We start from the raw sequence: 16,872 nt of genomic DNA on the forward strand, positions 1-16,872 counted from the left end.
ATATAGAGCGTAAAATATCGTTTTTTTATATGTAATATCAAAATAAATGATAGGAAGGAAGAAGCATGAATTTACAAGATTTTGTGGCTTTTTATATGGTTGCACAAGAGAAAAGCATTTCGAAGGCAGCGATACGATTAAATTTTGTTCAATCAAATATAACAGCAAAAATAAAAAGATTAGAAGCTGAATATGAAGTACAGTTATTTTATAGGCATCGAGATGGAGTTACATTAACACCGGCTGGTGTAAGGTTGTTAACATATTCTGAAAAAATGATTCAATTATTCAATGAGTCAAAAAGACAAGTAAAGCATACCGCAGAGCCTGGTGGAGTATTAAAAATTGGTACTATGGAAACAGCAGCAGCTGTTAGATTACCATCTATTTTATCGCGGTATCATATGCAGTATCCAGAAGTGGAAATTATGTTACAAACGAATAATACGGAAGAGTTAACGAAAAAGGTATTGTTATACGAAATAGAAGGAGCTTTCGTAGCAGATTGCATAGATGATCCAGCTTTAGAAAAGATGGAAGTATTTCAAGAGGAAATGATGTTGCTTTCGAAATGTAATGTGTTATGGAACCGTGAAAGTGCCAAAACGCAGTCTTTTATTGTGTTTCAATCTGGTTGTTTTTATCGAAAAGTCTTGGAGGAATGGCTACTATCTGAAGGGATTGTTCCAAAGAAAGTAATGGAATTAAATTCTTTAGATGGAATTATTGGATGCGTAAAGGCTGGACTTGGTGTGTCCATGTTGCCGAGGGAAGTAGCAGAGCAATTTGATGGAAATAAAGAACTTGTGCATACGCCGTTAGTGAGTGAAAATCGGTTTATTCCCACCTATTTTATTTATCGGAAGGATAGTGTAAAAACAGCGGCATTATGTAAGTTTATTGAATTGCTTTATAGTATAGAAGAAAAGAGGGATTGTAACTAGATCCGAATGAAACATTAGCTGGTAAAATTTAGATTGTAGTTTTCGGTATAATTGGTACTTGTTTGTTATTTTCTATTACTTATTTTATTGTGACGAATTGTATTATTAAGTGCGACACCTATAAAAAAACAAAAAGCCCATCCTCGCTTCGTGTAAAATAGAAGTTACCACACAACCACTTACACGGAGGACGAGGATGAGCTATTCCCATTTTACCACGTTTGAGCGTGGGCAACTAGAAGCACTTCATAAATTAGGTCATTCAACGAGAGAAATTGGTGTCATTCTGAAGCGACATCATTCTTCTATTGCGCGAGAATTGAAAAGAAATATCCAGGAAAACGGTACGTACTGTAGTGAACAAGCACAAGAGAAATACATCAAACGAAGGAAAGATTGTAAACCGATTGGAAAATGGTCTCTGGAATTAGCGGAGAAAATTCTAGAAAAATTAGAAGTTACTTGGTCTCCGGAGCAAATCCAGCATGGCTATTTGAAAGGGGAGATCTCCTTTCAAACGATCTACAACTGGTTATATCAAGGCAAATTATTCAAAAAGGACCTGTCTCTATTAAGACAAAAAGGGAAACGTCAAAAGCCAAAAGAGACACGTGGACGCTTCAATGTCGGAACATCTATTCAAAAGCGTCCATCTGAAGTAAGAAACCGAGAAACATTTGGGCACTGGGAATTAGATACAATCGTATCAAGCCGCAGGAAAAGCAAGGGATGCTTTGCGACATTTGTAGAACGAAAAACACGGTATTATCAAGCGATTGTCATCCCAGATCGAACAGCGGAATCGATGGAATTTGCCATCAAACAAATCATTGCCATGTATCCAAACACTGCATTTCAAATAGCTACTGTTGATAGGGGAAAAGAATTTTCGTGTTATCAACGGATAGAAAAAGACTTGGAAATAGCAGTGTTCTTTGCCGGCCCCTATTTTCTTCCTGGCAACGTGGAAGTAACGAGAACGCAAATGGGCTATTGCGAGAGTTTTACCCCAAAAAAACAGATTTAAGCTCTGTTTCACAAGAACAATTGCATCAGGCACTACTTCTTATTAACCAAAGACCAAGAAAATGTTTAGGATGGAAAACTGCCCACGAAGCGTTTCAGGAGGAACTGTCGCACTTAGATTGACAAACTGTCATACAACTTAATACAAATATTACTTCATTTATTCTTCATTTTTAATCGTTATATCCCCCATAGTTAGTGATGTAATTTAAATTGTTTTTTTCCATGCTTTCTAGACAAAATACTTTAAAATCTGGGCTTTAAATTCACGTACCTTTTCTTCTGTTATTTCAATAGCCCACATAGCTTTTTTACTTGTTATATTATTTAATTCAGATTGCCTCATAATCACTACTCGCCCTTTCATTGTAAATATAGATAAGTTCGCTTTGAGATGTCCCTCTAATCAATTCATTACAATGTAACATTTACAGTTTCATCCTTAAATTGGTATGATTTATTTGTTAAGGGGGAAAATTTATGAGTTTAAATATGTATTTGGGAGAAGTACAGACTCAAACAGAAAGTATGAATGCTGTATGTATCGCTACCATTCAAGGTATGGAACAAGCTATACAGTCGATTGACACCTTTGCAATTGATACTGTTCTACAAGGACAAACATATAGCAGTGCAAAATCATTTTTTATACAAACCTTTCGTCCTTTAGCACAAGGAATCATTTACTTATGTGAAGAGTTAATTCGTCAGAATGATGCCTTTCCAAGTCAATTTCAATCACAAGTCGCTTCTACAGATGTAATCGAACAAGAAATATTAGAACAAATTCAAGAAATTGACCGAATGAAGGCAAGTATGGAAGCCATCATTCAAACTATGCCAATACCAGGTATGGACGCTATGGCGAATCTTTTCACTGCTATGAGAAAAAAACTGCAAGAAAAATTAGATCACCTGTATGAGTTTAATCAAACATCTAGTAATAATTATAGTACAGCAATTCAATTAGTCGCTAGCATTGCGACGGGTTTGGCTGAAGTCCAAAGTGGGAAAGGTTTTAGTCCTGTAAGTGGTACATTTAGTACACAAGAATTGAATATGGAGTGGACAACCTCTATTCAATCGATTACAGAAGAAAGGGCACGTCAGGCTGAAAACCATCTAAAGAGTAGTTCAATTGAAGAAGGGGCAATGTGTGGTAAGTTACCTGAAAAATCTACTTTCCGAAAAGTTGTAGATGGCACTATAGAAGGTGCAGGAGAAGCAATTGGAGACACCATAGAAGGATTTAAAGCGCTTGGTAAACGGGATACGTGGGAAAACATGGGGAATGCTGCGTTGCATCCTATTGATACCCTTAGTACCATGTATAATATAGTGTCAGATTCATTTATTAATGATGTAATAAACGGAGATGCTGAAAGTCGTGCAAAATGGGGAAGTTATGCTTTAACACAAGTTGCAGTAGGTGTTATTGGCGATAAAGGATTAAGTAAAACAAGTAAATTGGGTAAAGTGGCAACTAAAAAAGCAAAAGAGAAAATTCCAGAAGTTATTTCTCATACTATTGGTAATTTACAAATGGGGGATCGTTTTGCTTTTGCAGGTATGGGTTCTATGAGAATTGAAATACCTACAATTAAAGATTACTTTGTTAAGGCAAGTAGTGTAGAAAGTAAATCTTTAAATAATAATCTTGGTACAGAGGTATATGTTAATCAGGAAATTAGTAAAGATGTGAGATTAATTGCTGAAAGGGTGCAAGAAGCAAATCTTGATTTAACACCTAGACATTCTCCATATAAACAATTAGGTTATAAAACTAAGAAAAAATTAAAAAACAAGGTTGAAGATAGAACGATAACAAAAGAAGAATGGAAAAGACTTGAATGGAATAGAAGACTTGCTGCAAGAAGAGATGAGGGGGTAGAAAAATTTTGGGATCAGGAAAGATTTAGAATTGAGAATGGCGAACCTACAACACGTGATTGGTCAAAGGAGCAAATAGAAGATATATTAAATGATAAAGTTCCTAAATTTAATGGTAAGACTATTGCGGGGCATCATTCTTATTCTGTCTCTAAGTTTCCACATTTGGCGAATAAAGGAGAAATTATATATCCAGCAACCCCTAATGAACATTTTAAGCGTTGGCATGGGGGGGCATATAGGAGAAGTTTACCAGGTAAACCTTATAAACCATCATACCCTGAAGAGTTTTAAGAATAATTTAATAATATTTTTTGGAGGGATGAAATTTGGCTACATATTCTGTAGTACTTGAGTCTGATGTTAAAGGTAGTTTGTTGATGAAAATAAAAAAATATACAAATTTACCGTTAACTGAAATTAAATCTAATATTAAAAGTAAATCCCCAATAATGATTGTTAATCGTCGGGATAAAGAAGAAATCAAAAAAATGAAAGAGTTAATTGAGGAATTTTCTTCAAATAAATTATTATTTAAGATTTTTAAGCAAACTTCTGAAGATATTAGGGAGATTACTTTTACAAGATTTATGAATGGTATTGAATTGTCGCGTCAAATTGCAGAGGATAGAGAAAGATTAGACGCATTGTTGGTAGAGGAAGATGATGATTAATTTTATTTATTTTGTGTGCTAAGGTAATAAGAGTTATTACGTAGAAAGAAGCTGGGACATAACTAATTAGCTCTTTGCGAAAGCCGAATCACTTTCAAATAAATTAAGTACTATATTTAGAAAACCCGAACAATGGCAAAACACCGTATGAGTGTCTTGCAAGTTTGTTCGGGTTTTACTTTAGCTAAAATATTTTTGTCACAGCCTCTTTTGTGGAGAAGAGAACGACTTAACATAAATTTAAGACTCTTTCTCTTTTTTTAGTTTCCCTTTTTGTTTTGCCATTTCACGAAGTAAATATTCGATATGAGCATTGACGCTTCGAAATTCATCATTTGCCCACTTTTCAATGATCGCGTGTAATTCAGGATCAATGCGTAATGGAAAACTTTTCTTTTTCGCCATATTACCTACAACCTTTAATATAGACTTCCTGTGTTAATAACCGGTTGTGCTCCTTTATCTGAAACGATAGCAACTAATAAGTTATTCACCATATTTGCTTTACGTTCATCATCTAAATCAAGTATACCTTCTTCATCTAGCTTTTGAATAGAATCTTTCGCCATTTGAACGGCACCTTCAACAATTTCTTTACGTGCAGCCAGTACTGCTTTTGCTTGCTGACGCTGTAGCATGGCATGTGCAATTTCTGTCGCGTAAGCTAAATGTGTTAAACGAGTTTCTAATACTTCTACACCAGCGATTTCTAAGCGCGCTTCTAGTTCACGCTTTAGTTCTTCTGAAATTTCTTCGGCATTTCCGCGTAGTGTGACGCACGTATCATCTTGAAAATTATCATACGGATATTTCGTTGCGACGTGGCGGATCGCTGTTTCACTTTGAATTTCTACGAATTCATCATAATGTTCTACACCGAAAATTGCTTTTGCTGAATCCACAACTTTATAAACAACAACAGCTGCGATTTCAATTGGATTCCCATCAATATCATTTACTTTTAATTTTTTACTATTAAAATTTTCTACGCGAAGGGAAACAGTTTGACGGAAGGATAAAGGAACTGTTAAATATAACCCATTTTCACGAATCGTTCCTAAGTAATTACCGAAAAATGTAATGACTTTTGCCTGGTTTGGTGAAACAATTCCAATGCCAGTAGCAAGAATGGCAGCTAAAATGATACAAAGTGCAGCTATGATAAATACTTCTTGTACGAGGCAAAATACACCGATACCAGCTAAGACGAAGAGCCCGATAATACCTAGAAATCCATTTACATAAAACACCTGTTTTTCTTTCATACAAATCGCCTCCTATTGATATAAAAATGATATCACTTTTATATCATTTAAACAATATCTAAAATGAAAAAATTCAGAAAAATTATAGATTGAGAATGTATGTTCTTATTTATGGTAAAATAAAAAGACTTAGCTGCCCACTGTAGCAGCTAAGTCTTTTTGAGAGCATCTATGACAAATGATTCAAAGCGGTTTGGTCAGAATTGCTTTTTCAATTGCTGACTCAATCTCTTTGTCAGAAGCATCATAACTTCCATTCGACATTTGTTTGTCAGAACTAGAAGGGGAATCCGCTTCTTGATTAGTATGTCCTGTTTTCTTAAAATCCATGCTAGGAATTTTAAAAGCATTCATATATTTTCCGAATTTGAATGCCTCTACAATTGGACAAAAACGAACAATTCCCTCCGCAATTTTCATCGCACCGCACCATAACAAAACTTGAGACCAAGTACACCAAGGTTTACGTACGAGTTTAGCTGTACTACAACTTAACAGAATGAATCCGAGTGTAATTCGAATTAGGGCATTTATTGTCCCGATATTTGGCTTCATCAGAAAAACATTCCTTTCTTAATGAGCTTAGAAATAGAAAAAGTACTATTTCATCTCTTATTGTTCCACCTAATTTTTGCGATATGTAATCCAACATTTGACGGTGGAAAAGATGTTGGTTAGGGCGTGTGTGTAAGATGTTTTTTTTGTTATAATGTAAGAATGCGTAAAGGAAATGAAAAAAGCCCAGTCCAATTTTTTCGCTATGTAGCTAGTGTGGTACTCATTGTAGGAGGGCTAGCTATCGTTCTTTGGACTACTTTTTTGAATAAATAGGTGATTAGAAAAAAGAAAGGGTGTTTTCATGTACGATATTTCAAAGTGGAAACATGTATTTAAACTTGATCCGAATAAGGAAATAAGTGATGAACATTTAGAGATGATTTGTGAGTCTGGCACAGATGCTGTTATTGTAGGCGGAAGTGATGGAGTTACAATTGATAATGTATTGCACATGCTTGTAAGCATTCGTAGATATGCAGTTCCTTGTGTATTAGAAGTTTCTAATGTGGAAGCAATTACACCAGGATTTGATTTTTATTATATACCAAGTGTGTTGAATAGCCGAAAAGTCGAATGGTTAACGGGTGTTCATCATGAGGCGCTAAAAGAATTTGGAGATATTATGAACTGGGATGAAATTTTCATGGAAGGATATTGTGTTTTAAATCCGGAAGCGAAAGTAGCTCAGCTGACAGAAGCAAAATGTGACTTAACAGAAGATGATGTGATTGCATATGCCCGCATGGCAGACAAGCTGTTACATTTACCGATTTTCTATTTAGAATATAGCGGCACATACGGAGATGTGGAACTTGTTAAGAAAGTAAAGGCAGAATTACAGCAAGCAAAGTTGTATTATGGCGGCGGAATTTCAAATGCGAAAGAGGCAAAAGAAGTGGCGCAATATGCCGATACAGTTGTTGTTGGAAATGTCATTTATGAGGATATAAAAGCAGCGTTACAAACAGTAAAAGCTGTAAAAGGAGAGTAGGTGCAAGTAAATATGAGTATGACAGATCGATTATTGAACGGTTTAAACCCAGAGCAGCAAAAAGCGGTACAAACAACAGAAGGTCCCCTTTTATTAATGGCGGGTGCAGGTAGTGGTAAAACACGCGTGTTAACGCACCGTATTGCCTACTTGCTTGGTGAGAAGGATGTTGCACCGTGGAACATACTAGCAATTACCTTCACAAATAAGGCGGCTCGTGAAATGCGTGAACGTATCGATACACTTGTTGGACCTGAGGCAGAAGATATTTGGATTTCTACATTCCACTCTATGTGTGTACGTATTTTGCGACGTGATATTGATCGCATTGGGATTAATCGAAATTTCACCATTTTAGATGCAAGCGATCAACTTACTGTTGTAAAAAAGATTATGAAAGAACGTAATATTGATCCGAAAAAATTCGATCCACGTTCTATTTTAGCTCGTATTAGCAATGCAAAAAATGAACTGTTATCTGCAGAGAAGTATGCAAAACAAATTTCAATTGCGGATCCATTTGAAAAATTATCAAGCGATGTGTATACAGAATATCAGAAGCGTCTTTTGAAAAATAATTCATTGGATTTTGATGATTTAATTATGACAACGATTCACCTATTTGAGCGCGTACCTGAGGTATTGGAATTTTATCAACGTAAGTTTCAATATATTCATGTGGACGAGTATCAAGATACGAACAGAGCGCAGTATATGCTTGTAAATAAACTGGCAGCGCGCTTTAAAAATCTTTGTGTTGTTGGTGATTCGGATCAGTCAATTTATCGTTGGCGTGGTGCGGATATTTCTAACATTCTTTCATTTGAAAAGGACTATGAGAACGCAAAGGTTATTTTATTAGAACAAAATTACCGTTCCACAAAAAATATTTTAAATGCAGCGAATGCTGTTATTGAGAACAATATAAATCGTAAGCCAAAGAAATTATGGACAGAAAATCAAATTGGGAGCAAGATTTCATATTATCGCGCTGCAACGGAAAAAGATGAGGCATACTTTGTTGCTAAAAAAATTCGCGATGAAGTTCAAATGGGCAACAGAAAGTATACGGACTTTGCTGTATTATATCGTACGAATGCCCAATCTCGTATGGTCGAGGAGATTTTCTTGAAATCGAATATCCCATACAAAATTGTTGGCGGAATTAAGTTCTATGACCGTAAAGAAATTAAAGATATTTTGGCATATTTACGCCTTATTGCGAATCCGGATGATGAAATTAGCTTTGCGCGCATTATTAATATGCCAAAACGCGGAATCGGTGCCACTTCCATTGATAAGATTATTAATTACGGTGTACAAAATGGGATTTCATTAACAGCTGTATTAGATGAAATTGAACATGTTGGTGTGAGTGCGAAAATTACAAAAGCTGTAAAAGAATTTGCGGGTTTATTACACAATTGGGTAAACATGCAAGAATATTTATCAGTTACAGAATTAGTAGAAGAAGTAATCGAAAAAACGGGTTATCGCGACATGCTTAAGAATGAGCGAACTTTAGAATCTGAAGGCCGCTTAGAAAACTTAGACGAGTTTTTATCTGTTACACAAACATTTGAATCACAAAGTGAGGATAAGAGTTTAGTTGCGTTCTTAACAGACTTAGCGCTTGTTGCAGATATCGATCGAGTGGATGAAGACCCAACTGCTGGTGAAGAAGTGATTTTAATGACAATGCATTCAGCGAAAGGGTTAGAGTTCCCAGTTGTCTTCATTATTGGCTTAGAGGAAGGGGTCTTCCCGCATACTCGCTCGCTTATGGAAGAAGATGAAATGCAAGAAGAACGCCGTCTTGCGTATGTAGGGATTACACGTGCGGAAGAAGAGTTATATTTATCGAATGCGCAAATGCGTACATTATTTGGTAGAACAAATATGAATGCAGCATCTCGATTTATTTCAGAAATTCCGACAGAACTAATTGAACCATTAAATGAAACAAAACCAAAAAGAGAAACATTTGGTGCAAAAGCAAAAACGGCAGCGACAACAACACGCTCTCGTTCGCAAATTGTAAGGCCGACTGTGAAAACAACAGGAGGAGAGCAAATTGGCTGGGCAGTAGGTGATAAAGCGCTCCATCAAAAGTGGGGAGTCGGTACGGTCGTCAGTGTAAAAGGAGAAGGTGATGCAAAAGAATTAGATATTGCATTCCCAAGTCCAACTGGAATTAAACGATTATTAGCGAAGTTTGCACCTGTGACGAAACAATAAGAAAGGAATGAGGATATGTCAAAAGAAGCAGTAAAACAGCGTATAGAAGAACTTCGTGATCTTTTAAATACATTTAATTATCAATATCACGTATTAGACAATCCTTCTGTTTCTGATGCGGAATATGACCGCAATATGCAGGAACTTATAAAATTAGAAACAGAGAACCCAGAATTTATAACGGAAGACTCTCCCTCCGTTCGTGTTGGGGGAGCTGTTCTTGATATATTTGAAAAGGTAACGCATAAATCACCGATGTTAAGTTTAGGAAATGCATTTAATGAAGGGGATTTACGTGATTTTGATCGTAGAGTTCGTCAAGGAATTGATAACGCAAACGTAAGATATATTTGCGAATTGAAAATTGACGGCCTGGCAGTTTCTCTTCACTATGAAAAAGGACGCTTTATTCAAGGTTCAACACGAGGCGATGGTATTACAGGTGAAGATATTACACAAAATTTAAAAACGATTAAGGCGATTCCTTTACGTTTACAAGAAGAAGTAACGTTAGAAGCACGAGGCGAGGCTTATATGCCGAAGCGTTCATTTGTAAAATTAAATGAAGAGAAAGAGCAAAATGGCGAAGCTGTATTTGCGAATCCTCGTAACGCAGCAGCAGGATCTTTACGTCAACTGGATCCGAAAATTGCAGCAAAACGTAACTTATCTATGTTTGTATATGGACTAGCTAATATAGAAGGAAAAACAATTGCATCTCATAGTGAATCACTAGATTTCTTAGGGGAACTAGGCTTTAAAACAAATCCGAATCGCCGCATCTGTGAGACAATTGAAGAAGTCATTGCTTACGTAGAAGAATGGCAAGAAAAACGTCCAAATCTTGATTATGAAATTGACGGTATCGTAATTAAAGTAGATGATGTAACGTTGCAAGAACGTCTAGGAACGACTGCGAAGAGTCCGAGATGGGCAATCGCTTATAAATTCCCAGCTGAAGAAGTTGTAACACGATTAACTGGTATCGAACTAAGTGTAGGACGTACAGGGGTTGTGACACCAACTGCGGAACTTGAACCAGTGCGAGTAGCTGGGACGATTGTTCGCCGTGCTTCTTTACATAATGAAGATTTAATTCGGGAAAAAGACATTCGCATTGGCGATTATGTCGTTGTGAAGAAGGCAGGCGATATTATTCCTGAGGTTGTGAATGTTGTTTTCGATAAACGAACTGGTAAAGAAGAAGTGTATCTTATGCCAACGCACTGTCCTACTTGTGATAGTGAGCTTGTTCGCTTAGAAGAAGAGGTAGCTCTTCGCTGTATTAATCCAGCTTGTCCAGCTCAAATTCGTGAAGGATTAATCCATTTTGTATCACGTAATGCGATGAATATTGACGGGTTAGGAGAACGCGTCATCACACAGTTATTTGAAGCAAATTATATTCGAACATTTGCCGATTTATATGGCTTAACGAAAGAGCAGTTACTCCAGCTTGATCGCTTTGGTGAAAAATCAGCTTCTAATTTAGTACAAGCAATTGAAGCTTCGAAAGAAAACTCATTAGAGCGATTGTTATTTGGATTAGGCATTCGCCATGTTGGAGCAAAAGCAGCACGAACATTAGCTGAACATTTTGAAACGATGGATAACCTTGTGAAAGCGGTGGAAGAAGAATTAAAGGCGATTAATGAGATCGGTGAAAAAATGGCACAATCTATTGTTACGTACTTTGATAATGAAGATGTACTCCACTTAATCCAACAGTTTAAAGACTATGGTGTTAATATGACATATAAAGGTATAAAGCGTGCTGATTTGCAAAATATCGCATCTTACTTTGCTGGAAAAACAGTTGTATTAACAGGTAAACTAGAAGTTATGGGACGAAGTGAAGCAAAGAAAAAAATTGAAGCATTAGGCGGAAAAATAACAGGTAGTGTAAGTAAAAGTACTGACCTTGTCATAGCAGGTGAAGCAGCTGGATCGAAATTAGCACAGGCAGAGAAACATAATATTGAAATTTGGAATGAAGAGAGGTTCTTACAAGAGCTAAATAAGTAAGAGGTGCACTTACCATGAAAAAAATAGCATTAGCGGTATTGAGTCTTGGGCTACTTGTAAGTGGTTGTAGCACAGGGCTAAAAAAAGAAGAGAAGATCGTTGAAAAGTCGGGTGATGCGAAAGAACAAGCAATTGTTCCGAAGTATTCTATTTCCGATGATTACTATAAAACGACAGTTCCATTTGACCCAGGTGAGGCACGTGGCTTAGTTGTACAAGGGTTAAATAGTCGTTTGGATATAGATGAGTTTGAAACAGGTTTAATGCGTATTGCAAAAGAATCATTTAGTACAAAGGATTACTTATTTGGAGGCGGCAAAATTTTAACGGGCCAAAAGGTTCAAATGCTTGTCAAAAGAAAGCGGACAGATGCTGAACAAAAGGAACTGGAAGAAAAACTAAAAAAAGATGCTGTGAAATTTCCTAATATTGGTTTGAACCCGCCGTTACCAGAGGGATCAGAGTCATTAGAGGTGAAACATAAAAAAGCTCCAATATACCTTTCCAACATTTTAGAACATGATTATTATGTGCAAAAGAATAATAAAGCTGAGCTTGGTGGGGTTGTAGTTGGCTTAGCGATGAATTCAGTTCAATATTATAATGAAGAGCACGGTTATCCACGTGAAAGTGAAATTTCGAAAAAAGTGATGTTAGAACAAGGAAAGAAAATGGCACAGGAAATTTTAAAAGAGATGCAAAAAGAGGATCCAAAAGTAAAAGAGGTTCCAGTTATATTTGCTATTTATCGTCAAGGTCCAAAGTCAACACTTGTACCGGGAAACTTTTTATCCTATGCCAAACTTGATAAAGGTAGCGATTCGGTTGAAGACTGGAATCCAATGAATGAAAAGTATTACTTATTCCCTTCTGAAGCAGCGAAATCTGATAAACGTGAAGATCATGCCATGATGGATAACTTTAAGACGAATTTGAGCAAGTATTTTGAAGGAGATTACAGAGCCGTTGTTGGCACAGGATTTTATAAGGATGATGAATTAAAAGAGATGAAAGTGGACATTCCTGTTCAATTTAACGGAAAAGCAGAAATCATCGGTTTTACTCAATATGTAGCTGGAAGTGTCATGCAGTACTTCCCGAACTATATGAAAGTACAAGTAACGATTAAATCCGTTGAACGTCCAGAAGCGGTAATTGTACGTGAAGCGAAGCAGGACGAACCGTTTGTGAAAATTTTAAATTAAAGAAAAAAAGCTGTTCCATTCATGGAATAGCTTTTTTTCTTTAGTAATTTTGTTATAATTTCTAATGTTACAAATAAAGGGATGAGGGGAAAAGACATGGATGAATTAAGTCTTCAGGTTATCGTTTTACTAGTTGCTTTCGGTTTTTTAGCTTCTTTTATTGACTCTGTTGTTGGAGGAGGGGGATTAATTTCATTACCTGCACTTATGTTTGTAGGATTACCACCTGCCTCAGCGATTGCAACAAATAAATTAGCTTCAACAATGGGGGCATTAACAAGTACAATTTATTTTATTCGTTCAAAAAAAGTTGATTTTCGCATTGTAGGAAAGTTAATCCCGTTAACTATTATTGGAGCGATTGCGGGAGCGTTAGTTGTAAAATTTATTCCGCCGGATATTTTACGACCACTTGTATTAGTTATGTTGGTGTTTATTGCTATTTATATTATTGTAAAAAAGGATTGGGGAAGCGTCTCTACGTATAAAAAGATGACAAAAGGAAAAGCTTTAATGTTTTACTTTGCAATTTTAATGATCGGATTTTATGATGGTTTTTTTGGTCCAGGTACCGGATCCTTTTTAATTTTTGCATTTTTATTAATTGGTTTGGATTTTATTCGAGCAGCTGCATCTGGAAAGGTTTTGAATTTTGTTAGTAATATTGTGTCTTTCATCACATTTTTATTTCTAGATATTATTCATTTTGAATACGGTATTATTATGGGGTTATCAATGATTATTGGAGCATATTTTGGATCGAGATTTGCAGTGCAAAAAGGTGTTGGATATGTCCGAACTTTATTTTTATTGGTGACGATTTTGTTAATTGGAAAAAACGTTTTAGAATATACGCATGTTTTTTAGGTTCATACTTTTGTATGAATCTTTTTATTATATTTTAAAAATTTATTAATTTTTAAAATATAAGTCTAGGAATATTTGAATAAATCTAAATTATCGTGTAGAATAATGTTGTAAAATGTAAACGTTTTTCTAAGGGGAGGCTAAAAAGAATGGTAGTAGCGTACAAACATGAGCCTTTTACGGATTTTTCAGTAGAGGCTAACAAATTAGCGTTTGAAGAAGGGTTAAAGAAAGTAGAATCTTATCTTGGACAAGACTATCCATTAATTATCGGGGGAGAAAAAATCACTACAGAAGACAAAATTGTTTCTGTAAACCCTGCGAATAAAGAAGAAGTTATTGGTAGTGTTTCAAAGGCAAGTCGCGAATTAGCTGAAAAAGCAATGCAAGTAGCTGATGAGACATTCCAAACTTGGAGAAAGTCGAAACCAGAAATGCGTGCAGACATTTTATTCCGTGCTGCAGCAATCGTTCGCCGTAGAAAACATGAGTTCTCTGCTATTCTTGTAAAAGAAGCAGGTAAACCATGGAATGAGGCAGATGCTGATACAGCAGAAGCAATCGACTTTATGGAATATTATGGTCGTCAAATGTTGAAATTAAAAGACGGTATTCCAGTAGAAAGCCGTCCGATTGAATATAACCGTTTCTCTTATATTCCACTAGGAGTAGGTGTCATTATTTCACCTTGGAACTTCCCGTTTGCAATTATGGCAGGAATGACAACAGCTGCGTTAGTTTCTGGTAATACAGTATTGTTAAAACCAGCTAGTACAACACCTGTAGTAGCAGCGAAATTTATGGAAGTTTTAGAAGAAGCAGGCTTACCAGCAGGCGTAGTAAACTTTATCCCTGGTAGTGGTTCTGAAGTTGGCGACTATTTAGTAGATCATCCTCGTACACGTTTCATTAGTTTCACTGGATCACGTGATGTAGGTATTCGTATTTACGAACGCGCTGCAAAAGTACATCCAGGTCAAATTTGGTTAAAACGCGTTATTGCTGAAATGGGTGGTAAAGATACAATCGTTGTTGATAAAGAAGCAGATCTTGAATTAGCAGCGAAATCTATCGTTGCATCAGCATTCGGATTCTCAGGACAAAAATGTTCTGCTTGCTCTCGTGCAGTCATCCATGAAGATGTATACGATCAAGTATTAAATCGTGCAGTTGAATTAACAAAAGAATTAACTGTAGGTAACCCAGCTGAAAAAGGAACAAATATGGGACCGGTAAATGATCAAGCTGCATTTGATAAAGTGATGAGCTATGTTGCAATTGGTAAAGAAGAAGGTAAAGTAGTAGCAGGTGGCGAAGGAGACGACTCTAAAGGATGGTTTATCCAACCAACAATCGTTGCTGACGTTGCAGAAGATGCTCGCTTAATGAAAGAAGAAATCTTCGGACCAGTAGTAGCATTCTGTAAAGCGAAAGACTTTGATCATGCGCTTGCAATTGCAAATAATACAGAATACGGTTTAACAGGAGCAGTAATCTCTAACAACCGTGCACATATCGAAAAAGCACGTGAAGACTTCCACGTAGGTAACTTATACTTTAACCGTGGATGTACTGGAGCAATCGTAGGTTACCAACCATTCGGTGGCTTTAACATGTCTGGTACAGACTCTAAAGCTGGTGGCCCTGATTACTTAGCGCTTCATATGCAAGCAAAAACAACTTCTGAAACGTTATAAGAAGCAACAAAAAGAGCCTGTCCAAAATGTATAACTTTTGGACAGGCTCTTTTTACGTTTATAGTAGCAAGATAAGAACATTTTTGGATTAAGCTAATCTATTGTAATTTTGTGTTGGTATTACAACAAAAGATTATTATTTTGTACTCTTTTGCTGTAGGTCATGTTATGAAACTAATAGAATGTTACAAAATTTATTCGATTCGTCGTATTTTTCTGTATTATTTTTATGGAATTCCTGTATAATACAACTTGAAAGAAAATCTATGGTTAGGCAAGAGGACACTACTTTCAGTTTTATTGACTGAAAGTAGTGTTTTTATATTCACAAATTGTAACTACTCAGCTATACATTACATTTAGAAGTTTAATAAGTAGTATAATTGCTGCCATGAAGATAAAAATGGACCTACATCTCGCTCTTCATCTCTTCGTTTTAAAACTTTGTGCGGGGGCAGAAAAGGGCACTGACCGCTCCTATGCATCGCCAGCCCCACTCTACCATGTAAAAAAAGTTCTTGTCTTCCTTTTTTACAGAGTAACTGAGTAGTTACCACAAATTTAATAAAAAGAGTAATAAATATAATTTTTTAGACGGATAAAAATTCTTCTGTACTTATTACATCAGCATATCCTTCATTTAAACTTGCCAAAATGGTGTTATGAATGTAAACAGCGGGAATAGTCGCGTTTTTAAAGAGAAGGTCTTTCGTCGCGCAAGCATCATGGATAACGGTGCAATGAAACCCAAAATCAAAAGCAGCTCTAACAGTAGCATCAATACACATATGTGTCATCATTCCGCATATAATAACACGCTCGATTTTGAATTGCTGTAGTTTTTGTAATAGATTCGTTTCTCGAAAGCTATTCGGATAGTGTTTTAAAATTATCGTTTCATTTTGTAATGGACGAACGTTTTCGTGAATATGAACACCTTCTGTATCGGGGAGGAAGAAAGTTGCATGATCCTCAAAAGATACATGTTGAATATGAAAAATTGGCTGATTTGTTTGTCGAAAATATTGTAATAATTGACGAGCATACTCACTAGCTTCTACTGCATTACGTAATTCCATCTTTCCATTCAGAAAATAGTCATTTTGAATAGTAACGAGTAACAGTGCTGTTTTCATATTATTTATCGTCCTCCACTATATTTCGTATTCATGTCATTTTATTCAATGAGGTAGGGATATTTTCCTTTTCAGAAGAGAATAAGAGAAGATTTTTACATGTGGTGCAAAAATTTCAATAGAAAAATAATTGCCATACTTTAGAAAAATTATATTGACTCTAACTTTTTTGAGTTTTATAATAAAATTGAATTAAATAACAATTAAATCGATACATTCTTATCCAGAGAGGTGGAGGGACTGGCCCTATGATACCTCAGCAACGGGTTTTTTAATACCGTGCTAATTCCAGCAAGTCTAAAAAGGACTTGAAAGATGAGAAGATGTGAACGAGTATATGTATAAGTGCTCTCCTT

At 35.9% G+C, this 16,872-nt stretch carries 13 protein-coding genes, 2 pseudogenes and 1 riboswitch; of the genes and pseudogenes, 11 read left to right on the plus strand and 4 right to left on the minus strand.

What is annotated here, in order from left to right:
• Nucleotides 1–65 precede the first annotated feature (65 nt).
• From MR058_RS12455 to MR058_RS12475, 5 genes and pseudogenes are all read left to right on the plus strand, one after another.
• Nucleotides 66–944 carry a LysR family transcriptional regulator gene (locus MR058_RS12455; protein WP_242144309.1) on the plus strand — a complete coding sequence of 293 codons (879 nt, stop codon included), beginning with the start codon at nt 66–68 and terminating at the stop codon, nt 942–944.
• A gap of 196 nt (nt 945–1,140) precedes the next feature.
• Nucleotides 1,141–2,093, plus strand: a pseudogene (locus MR058_RS12460) (IS30 family transposase).
• A 357-nt stretch (nt 2,094–2,450) separates the two neighbouring features.
• A pseudogene (locus MR058_RS12465) lies at nt 2,451–3,549 on the plus strand (T7SS effector LXG polymorphic toxin); the annotation flags it as partial.
• The gene (locus MR058_RS12470) at nt 3,549–4,154 is read left to right on the plus strand and encodes a hypothetical protein (protein WP_242144455.1); all 606 of its coding nucleotides are present in this window, start codon (nt 3,549–3,551) and stop codon (nt 4,152–4,154) included. The pseudogene MR058_RS12465 and the gene MR058_RS12470, both read left to right, overlap by 1 nt.
• 35 nt (nt 4,155–4,189) lie before the next feature.
• Nucleotides 4,190–4,534: a hypothetical protein gene (locus MR058_RS12475; RefSeq protein ID WP_242144310.1), complete on the plus strand. Its 345-nt coding sequence runs from the start codon at nt 4,190–4,192 to the stop codon at nt 4,532–4,534.
• 240 nt (nt 4,535–4,774) lie between these two features.
• On the opposite strand, the gene MR058_RS12480 is transcribed toward MR058_RS12475, so the two are convergent.
• The 3 genes from MR058_RS12480 to MR058_RS12490 all read right to left on the minus strand — a co-directional run bounded on the left by MR058_RS12480 (nt 4,775) and on the right by MR058_RS12490 (nt 6,354).
• A complete protein-coding gene (locus tag MR058_RS12480; protein WP_242144311.1) occupies nt 4,775–4,939 on the minus strand; it encodes a type II toxin-antitoxin system antitoxin in 165 nt (54 codons plus the stop codon).
• A 14-nt stretch (nt 4,940–4,953) separates the two neighbouring features.
• The gene (locus MR058_RS12485) at nt 4,954–5,799 is read right to left on the minus strand and encodes an SPFH domain-containing protein (protein ID WP_242144312.1); all 846 of its coding nucleotides are present in this window, start codon (nt 5,797–5,799) and stop codon (nt 4,954–4,956) included.
• A 183-nt stretch (nt 5,800–5,982) separates the two neighbouring features.
• Complete coding sequence (locus MR058_RS12490; protein WP_242144313.1) at nt 5,983–6,354, minus strand: YgaP family membrane protein; 372 nt, start codon at nt 6,352–6,354, stop codon at nt 5,983–5,985.
• 304 nt (nt 6,355–6,658) lie between these two features.
• On the opposite strand from MR058_RS12490, the gene pcrB reads away from it, so the two are divergent.
• The 6 genes from pcrB (at nt 6,659) to pruA (ending at nt 15,380) form a co-directional block, all read left to right on the plus strand.
• Nucleotides 6,659–7,348 carry a heptaprenylglyceryl phosphate synthase gene (gene pcrB / locus MR058_RS12495; RefSeq protein WP_242144314.1) on the plus strand — a complete coding sequence of 230 codons (690 nt, stop codon included), beginning with the start codon at nt 6,659–6,661 and terminating at the stop codon, nt 7,346–7,348.
• Between the two features lie 12 nt (nt 7,349–7,360).
• On the plus strand, nt 7,361–9,586 hold the full coding sequence (gene pcrA / locus MR058_RS12500) for a DNA helicase PcrA (protein WP_242144456.1): 2,226 nt from the start codon (nt 7,361–7,363) through the stop codon (nt 9,584–9,586).
• Between the two features lie 15 nt (nt 9,587–9,601).
• Nucleotides 9,602–11,611, plus strand: a complete 2,010-nt coding sequence (gene ligA, locus MR058_RS12505; RefSeq protein WP_242144315.1) for an NAD-dependent DNA ligase LigA — start codon at nt 9,602–9,604, stop codon at nt 11,609–11,611.
• A 14-nt stretch (nt 11,612–11,625) separates the two neighbouring features.
• On the plus strand, nt 11,626–12,816 hold the full coding sequence (locus MR058_RS12510; RefSeq protein WP_242144316.1) for a CamS family sex pheromone protein: 1,191 nt from the start codon (nt 11,626–11,628) through the stop codon (nt 12,814–12,816).
• A gap of 96 nt (nt 12,817–12,912) precedes the next feature.
• Nucleotides 12,913–13,683, plus strand: a complete 771-nt coding sequence (locus MR058_RS12515) for a TSUP family transporter (RefSeq protein ID WP_242144317.1) — start codon at nt 12,913–12,915, stop codon at nt 13,681–13,683.
• Between the two features lie 149 nt (nt 13,684–13,832).
• Nucleotides 13,833–15,380 (plus strand): L-glutamate gamma-semialdehyde dehydrogenase, encoded by a 1,548-nt coding sequence (pruA, locus tag MR058_RS12520; protein ID WP_242144318.1) that lies wholly within the window; start codon nt 13,833–13,835, stop codon nt 15,378–15,380.
• Nucleotides 15,381–15,970: 590 nt separating this feature from the next.
• Here the strand turns inward: pruA and MR058_RS12525 are convergent.
• The gene (locus MR058_RS12525; RefSeq protein WP_242144319.1) at nt 15,971–16,516 is read right to left on the minus strand and encodes a cysteine hydrolase family protein; all 546 of its coding nucleotides are present in this window, start codon (nt 16,514–16,516) and stop codon (nt 15,971–15,973) included.
• Between the two features lie 216 nt (nt 16,517–16,732).
• A riboswitch (SAM riboswitch) is annotated at nt 16,733–16,838 on the plus strand.
• Nucleotides 16,839–16,872: the final 34 nt, after the last annotated feature.

Source organism: Bacillus cereus group sp. BfR-BA-01430, assembly GCF_022663115.1.
GTDB lineage: Bacteria > Bacillota > Bacilli > Bacillales > Bacillaceae_G > Bacillus_A > Bacillus_A cereus_BD.